General features: G+C 31.1%; 5 protein-coding genes. 1 reads left to right on the top strand and 4 read right to left on the bottom strand.

Translation table 11 applies throughout. The features are described from left to right. Positions 1 to 171: 171 nt before the first annotated feature. From rfbB to Q0649_RS11025, 4 genes are all read right to left on the bottom strand, one after another. Positions 172 to 1,224, bottom strand: coding sequence for a dTDP-glucose 4,6-dehydratase (gene rfbB, locus Q0649_RS11040; RefSeq protein ID WP_298841571.1), 1,053 nt, complete (start codon positions 1,222 to 1,224; stop codon positions 172 to 174). 63 nt (positions 1,225 to 1,287) lie between these two features. Further along, positions 1,288 to 1,956, bottom strand: coding sequence for an exopolysaccharide biosynthesis polyprenyl glycosylphosphotransferase (locus tag Q0649_RS11035; RefSeq protein WP_298841568.1), 669 nt, complete (start codon positions 1,954 to 1,956; stop codon positions 1,288 to 1,290). A gap of 34 nt (positions 1,957 to 1,990) precedes the next feature. After that, entirely contained in the window at positions 1,991 to 2,899 is a 909-nt protein-coding gene (gene galU, locus Q0649_RS11030) for a UTP--glucose-1-phosphate uridylyltransferase GalU (RefSeq protein ID WP_298841565.1), read from the bottom strand. Between the two features lie 613 nt (positions 2,900 to 3,512). Then, positions 3,513 to 4,346: a YihY/virulence factor BrkB family protein gene (locus tag Q0649_RS11025; RefSeq protein WP_298841562.1), complete on the bottom strand. Its 834-nt coding sequence runs from the start codon at positions 4,344 to 4,346 to the stop codon at positions 3,513 to 3,515. A gap of 899 nt (positions 4,347 to 5,245) precedes the next feature. Between Q0649_RS11025 and Q0649_RS11020 the strand changes: the two genes are divergently transcribed. Further along, a complete protein-coding gene (locus tag Q0649_RS11020; protein WP_298841560.1) occupies positions 5,246 to 6,034 on the top strand; it encodes a nitrilase-related carbon-nitrogen hydrolase in 789 nt (262 codons plus the stop codon). Positions 6,035 to 6,489: the final 455 nt, after the last annotated feature.

The following is a 6,489-nucleotide window of genomic DNA, read 5'->3' as shown; positions in this document are numbered from 1 at the left end:
CAATTGAAACCCGAGGAACCCCAGGAAAACTTGGGGGACGGTTAACAACTAATTGACCTTTAGCTTTAATCAAACTCTCGGTCAAAACCTGGGGGACAGTTAACAACTAATTGACCTTTAGCTTTAAGGAAACCCCCGACTAAAACCGGGGGACGGTTAACAACTAATTGCTTATTTGTACATATTTTCATAGTACTTTTGATATTCTCCGGTTGTAACATTTTCCATCCATTTTTTATTATCAAGATACCATTGAATTGTCTTTTTTATACCTACTTCAAATGTAGTTTCAGGATACCATCCTAGTTCGTCCTTAATTTTGGTAGGATCTATTCCGTATCTTCTATCATGACCCAATCTATCTGCAACATGTACAATCAAATCTTGCGTTATCCCCTTATCTACATTTTCATTTAAATAAGAAATAATACTATTGACTATTAATATGTTCGTTTTCTCATTATGGCCACCAATATTATAAACTTCTCCAAGGCGTCCACTCTCTATTACCATATCTATAGCTTTGCAATGATCTTCTACATATAACCAGTCCCTAATATTTAATCCATCTCCATATACAGGCAAATCATCATGGTTTAAACAATTGTTTATTAGGAGAGGTATAAGTTTTTCTGGAAATTGGTATGCTCCATAATTATTTGAACATCTAGTTATGTTTACTGGCATTTTATAAGTATCAGAATATGCCTTTACCATTAAGTCACTAGCAGCTTTTGATGAAGCGTAAGGACTATGTGAATCTATAGGTGTTGTTTCTACAAAATAGCCTGTATCACCAAGTGAACCATATACCTCATCTGTTGAAACTTGAAGGAATTTTGCACCATTCTTAAAACCATTAGGGGTTTCCCATGCAATTTTGGCATTGTTTAAAAGATTTACTGTTCCAAGTACATTTGTTTGAACAAATATCTCAGGATCTTTTATACTTCTATCCACATGTGATTCTGCTGCAAAGTTTACAACATAATCAAAATCATACTTCTTAAATAATTTCCCTACTAATTCCTTATCACATACATCACCTTGAACAAAAGTATAATTTGTCTTGCCTTCAACTTCTTTAAGGTTTTCCAAATTTCCTGCATAAGTTAACTTGTCTAAATTTACTATTTTAATGTCCATTGAATATTTATTTAACATATAATGAACGAAATTAGATCCTATAAATCCTGCTCCACCTGTAACTAAGTAAGTTTTCATATCAATTACCTCCATATTTATACTTGCCCTATATTATATGCTAATTATTATTTAGAGTTAACGCTACCTTGCGCCCTCATCTCCAAATAAAACTCCAACCGTCTTAAATATGAGGGTTATATCTATCCATGTATTTCTTTGTTCTATGTATTCAACATCCATTTCCATCCACTCTTCAAAACTAACATCACTTCTACCTCTAACCTGCCAATAGCAAGTTAAGCCTGGCTTTGCAACTAATCTTCTCTTTTGAAAAGGTGTAAATTGTACCACTTCTTTTGGCAAACTAGGCCTTGGTCCAACCAAGGACATTTCCCCTTTTAATATATTAAAAAGTTGTGGAAGTTCATCTATACTTGTTTTACGTACAAACTTACCAACCTTCGTTATTCTAGGATCATCTTTCATTTTAAACATAGGTCCTGACATCTCATTTTCATTTTTAAGTTTCCCTAAAAGAACCTCTGCATCAGTGCACATAGACCTAAACTTATACATCATAAATTTTTTTCCATCTTGACCAACTCTGCTTTGAGCAAAAAAAACAGGTCCCTTTGAATCAACTTTTATTAAAATAGCAGTAATAATCATCACTGGACTTATTAATATAATTCCACTTAATGCTCCAACAAGATCAATTATTCTTTTTAATATAAAATATCCTATGTTTTTCTCATAATCAAAATCAGTCTGAGTTCGTGAGGCTCTTGAACTTCTTTGTGGTTCTTGCACCTATATCTCCTCCTTTTTAGGGCATTTAAAATTCTTATTTTTCACAAGCTATTTCTTCATATATATCCTTGAAATTATCATTATCTTTTAAAGTTTGAAGATATCTCATAAATGGAACTTTTAAAGCATCTCTTTTTAATGCAAATTCCACTGTTGCTTCAAGAAATCCTAATTTATCACCAACATCATATCTACGTCCTTCAAACACATATGCATACATGTCTTGCTTTCCTATTAATGTTTTTAAAGCATCCGTTAACTGAATTTCTCCGCCTTTACCAGGAAGTGTATTATCTAAAATATCAAATATATCAGGTGTAATTATATATCTACCAAGTATAGCTACATTGGAAGGTGCAACCTCTATTCCAGGTTTTTCTACAAGATCATTTACTTTATATACTCTATCGTCAATTTTTACTCCATCAACTATTCCATATTTATCAACATTTTCTTTAGCCACTTCTTGAACCCCTACGATTGTTGATTCTTTCTCTTCAAAACAATCCATAAGTTGTTTTAGACATGGAGTTTTAGCATCAACTATATCATCACCAAGCATTACTGCAAAAGGCTCATTACCCACAAATGCTCTAGCACAATTAATTGCATGTCCAAGTCCCTTGGGTTCTTTTTGTCTTATAAAATGTATATTAACCATATTTGATATATCACGGACCTGTTTAAGAAGTCCATCTTTATGTTTATTCTCAAGTTCAAGTTCAAGCTCTACCGATTTATCAAAATGATCTTCAATAGACTTTTTATTTCTTCCTGTAATAATTAATATCTCCTCTATGCCTGAAGCAATCGCTTCTTCAATAATGTATTGCATTGTAGGCTTATCAACTATAGGTAACATTTCTTTAGGTAATGCCTTTGTTGCTGGTAAAAATCTTGTTCCAAGTCCTGCTGCTGGTATAATTGCTTTTCTAACTTTCATTTAAATTTCTCCTTTGTTATGCAAATCATTTTTTTATCATGTCTATATTTTTCGTCTCACACATTTACATTTTTAAAGCTATTTTGAATTTATATATTTAATTTAATAAAATGTAATTTTATCTCAGTTGTATTTTGAAAATAAAAGCCCCTTCAGAATGCAAACATGACAATTTATCATTATACATTTATCAAATTAATATTATATTTTACTATGTTTTCTCTTTCTTATACAGGACGATAAAAAACCATCATATACGATTACCTCAGTAATTAATAATTAATATTGTTTTAATCACTATGTTGATTATACCATAATGCTACAAAATGTGTGTTAATATTCTATTAAGTTTGTGAATTTTCGACACAAAACTCGTATTTCATTTTGTGTTTACAATTTGTTTTTATCATTATCCTTAATGCAATTAAATTTATTACTACAAATTAAACTACTGTTAGTCTCACCTTAGAAGACAATTTAATGTGTTACCAGTGTTATTCTAACAATATTGTACTCACTATCATTTACTTGCAGTTAACAACTTCGTTTTCACGTAAAAAAGCAGAAAGATCTCTCTTTCTGCTTTTTTTATATCTCTTACAACTCATATAATTTAATATTTTTTGCACCTAGCCTTTTGTTTACCCTGTTTTTCAAATGCTAACAGCGCATTAATTTCTCCACCTAATAATATTATTATAGAAGTTATATAAAGCCATAACATAAGCACTATAACTGCACCTATTCCACCATATAGAACGGAGTAATTATTAAAATTGTTTACATAATATGCGAAACCCAAAGAAGCCACAAGCCAACACAAAGTACTAATTACAGCTCCAGGAATTACCTCTTTCCATGTTAATCTTCTACAAGGAGTAAAATGATATAACGCTGCAAAGGTGATTGCCATTCCAACTACAGATACTAGATATCTTATAATATCCCAATTCAATATAAAGGCACTAGATAGATTTAACCTGCTCGCAATAGTTCTTCCTATCATTTGTCCAAATACCACCAATGCTACTGAAGCAACAATTGCAAACGCAAGACTTAGCATAAATAACACCGATATAACTATAGTCTTCCAATAAGGTCTTGTCTCTTCCTCATCATAAGCTTTATTTAGCCCCTTAATTACAGCTCTAAAGCCACTAGAGCCTGACCAGACTATACCTACTATACTCAATGACACTAAATGACTAGTAGAACTTGACGCATTTTTAATAGTAGTATAAATTAAATCAACAGTACTCGCTGGCATTATTTGTTGTACATATACAAGAATATCTGTACTTTTTAAATCACTATAACTAATCATTGTAAGAAGCAACAATAAAAAAGGGAAAAATGATAACAATAAATCATAAGCAAGCTGACCTGCTAATGCGGTAATATCATCATCTATAATTCTACTGAAAAGTTCTTTTGATTTCTTAAACATATAGCACCCCTTCCTTTTGTTGTATTCTAAGTAGGTTTATCTACTATTTTAGGTATCCTATGAAGGTTCGGCATGTAGGTCGCTAGGATAGTCGATAATTCGTTAACAGACTCTAAGTTTATTCCATGTGAAATTCCCTAACGCACTAATTCGACTTCCTGTCTCAGACGTGCTAGATGCCCTTCCTAGGCATCTTACGAGAATTTTACACTACATAAACTAAGACTCTGTAAAACTCATTATATACTATCTGTCACTTTCCTACTTGCTTTCACCTTCAACGATTATAAATTATGTATATGGCAACATGTTATCTATTATTTCAAGTTGTTTTAAATACATATAAATGAAATTCATAGTAATGGTGTCCCTTAAGTCCTAAAATCTTTTAGCCGTAGGCTGCGTGAGTTACAAGAAAATTATTTATTACTACATTTTAAATATAATAAGGTAATTCTAAGTAAAGCATGAAGGTTCAGCATGTAGGTCGCTAGGATAGTTGGTCATTCGTTAACAGATTCATTATATACTATCTGTCACTTTCCTACTTGCTTTCACCTTCAACGATTATAAATTATGTATATAGCCGTAGGCTGCGTTAGTTAAACAAAATTTATTTATTTTTATAATTTAAGTATGTTTATCTACTATTCTTGCCAAAATATGGTACTATTCTAAGTAACATATGAAGATTAAGTATCCTACATACTTTTACCTTCAATGATTATAAATTATGTATATGGGAATATTCATAAATGTAGTATACCCTCAATTTTTCTATTTCAAGTAATTTTGAAGGCATGATAGAGAATTTTAATACATTACTCTGATATAATATGTATTATGGATATATATTATTAGTAAAAATAATTTAACCAATAAAAAAGGGAGTTAACAACATGAAATTAGCCTTGGCTCAATTAGATATTGCCTTTGAAGATAAGTCTATCAATAAAGAAACAACAAAGCAATTTATAGCGCAAGCATTTTCTGAAAATGTGGATATAATTTTTTTCCCTGAAATGACTTTAACAGGTTTTTCTATGAATACCTCTTATATAGGAGAGGATGAAAATGAAACTATTAAATTTTTCAAGGAAATGAGTACCAAATACGACATCTCCATAGGTTTTGGATATGTAGAAGGCACATCACATTCTAAAAATAAATACATAGTAGTAGCACCTAAAGAGATTGAGCTTGTGAATTACGCTAAAATTCATCCATTCTCTTATGGAGATGAAAGTAAATTTTACGAAAGTGGAAATGCAATAAAACATTTTACTGCTTTTAATTTCAATATAACTCCTTTCATCTGCTACGATTTACGATTTCCAGAAATATTTCAACTAGCATCAAAAACTGCTACTCTAATTACCGTTGCAGCTAATTGGCCTAAAGAACGTCGCGAACATTGGATTACTTTGCTAAAAGCAAGAGCCATAGAAAATCAATGTTTTATTGCTGGAATAAACCGAGTTGGTGAAAGCAATAGATTAACCTACAGTGGTGATTCTATGATTGTAGATCCATTAGGAAATGTAGTAGCTAGCTTATACGGCGAGGAAGGTTTAGTTATCGCTGAGATCAATCAAGACGATGTAATCGCAGTTCGAGAAAAATTTAAATTTAAAGACGATAGAAAAGAAATGCTGTATTACAATATGTATTCATCACCTTCTAGATAAATAATCTGTAAAGGTTCGGTATGTAGGTCGCTAGGATAGTCGATAATTCGTTAACAGAATCTAAGTTTATTCCATGTAAAATCATTTAGCCGTAGGCTGAGTGGGTTACACAAGAATTTCTTAATTAAATTCATGTTTCAAGTTCATTTGCAAGGCACATAGGAGAATGGCGATACACATTGGGGAAAATGGATACTTTTTAGCATAAAAATCTTGTCATATATTAACACTTTGAATTGAGATTAATGAAACCTAGGAATTGAGCCAATGTTTGAATTTTCAGAATTTTATAAGAGCGAAATAGTAGAATTTCTTAATGAAATTTGTTATTTTTGGTTTTAATTTAATACACATCGGAAAGATTTTTCTGTGACTATTTTAATATATTTTGAGATAATTAAATATTTATCCACAAAATCAAGAAAGTTATCCTCTTTTAGTGGATAACTTTATAT

It is taken from the genome of uncultured Clostridium sp. (assembly GCF_937920395.1).
Taxonomy (GTDB): domain Bacteria; phylum Bacillota; class Clostridia; order Clostridiales; family Clostridiaceae; genus Clostridium_AD.
This window is presented reverse-complemented; position numbering and strand designations above follow the sequence as displayed.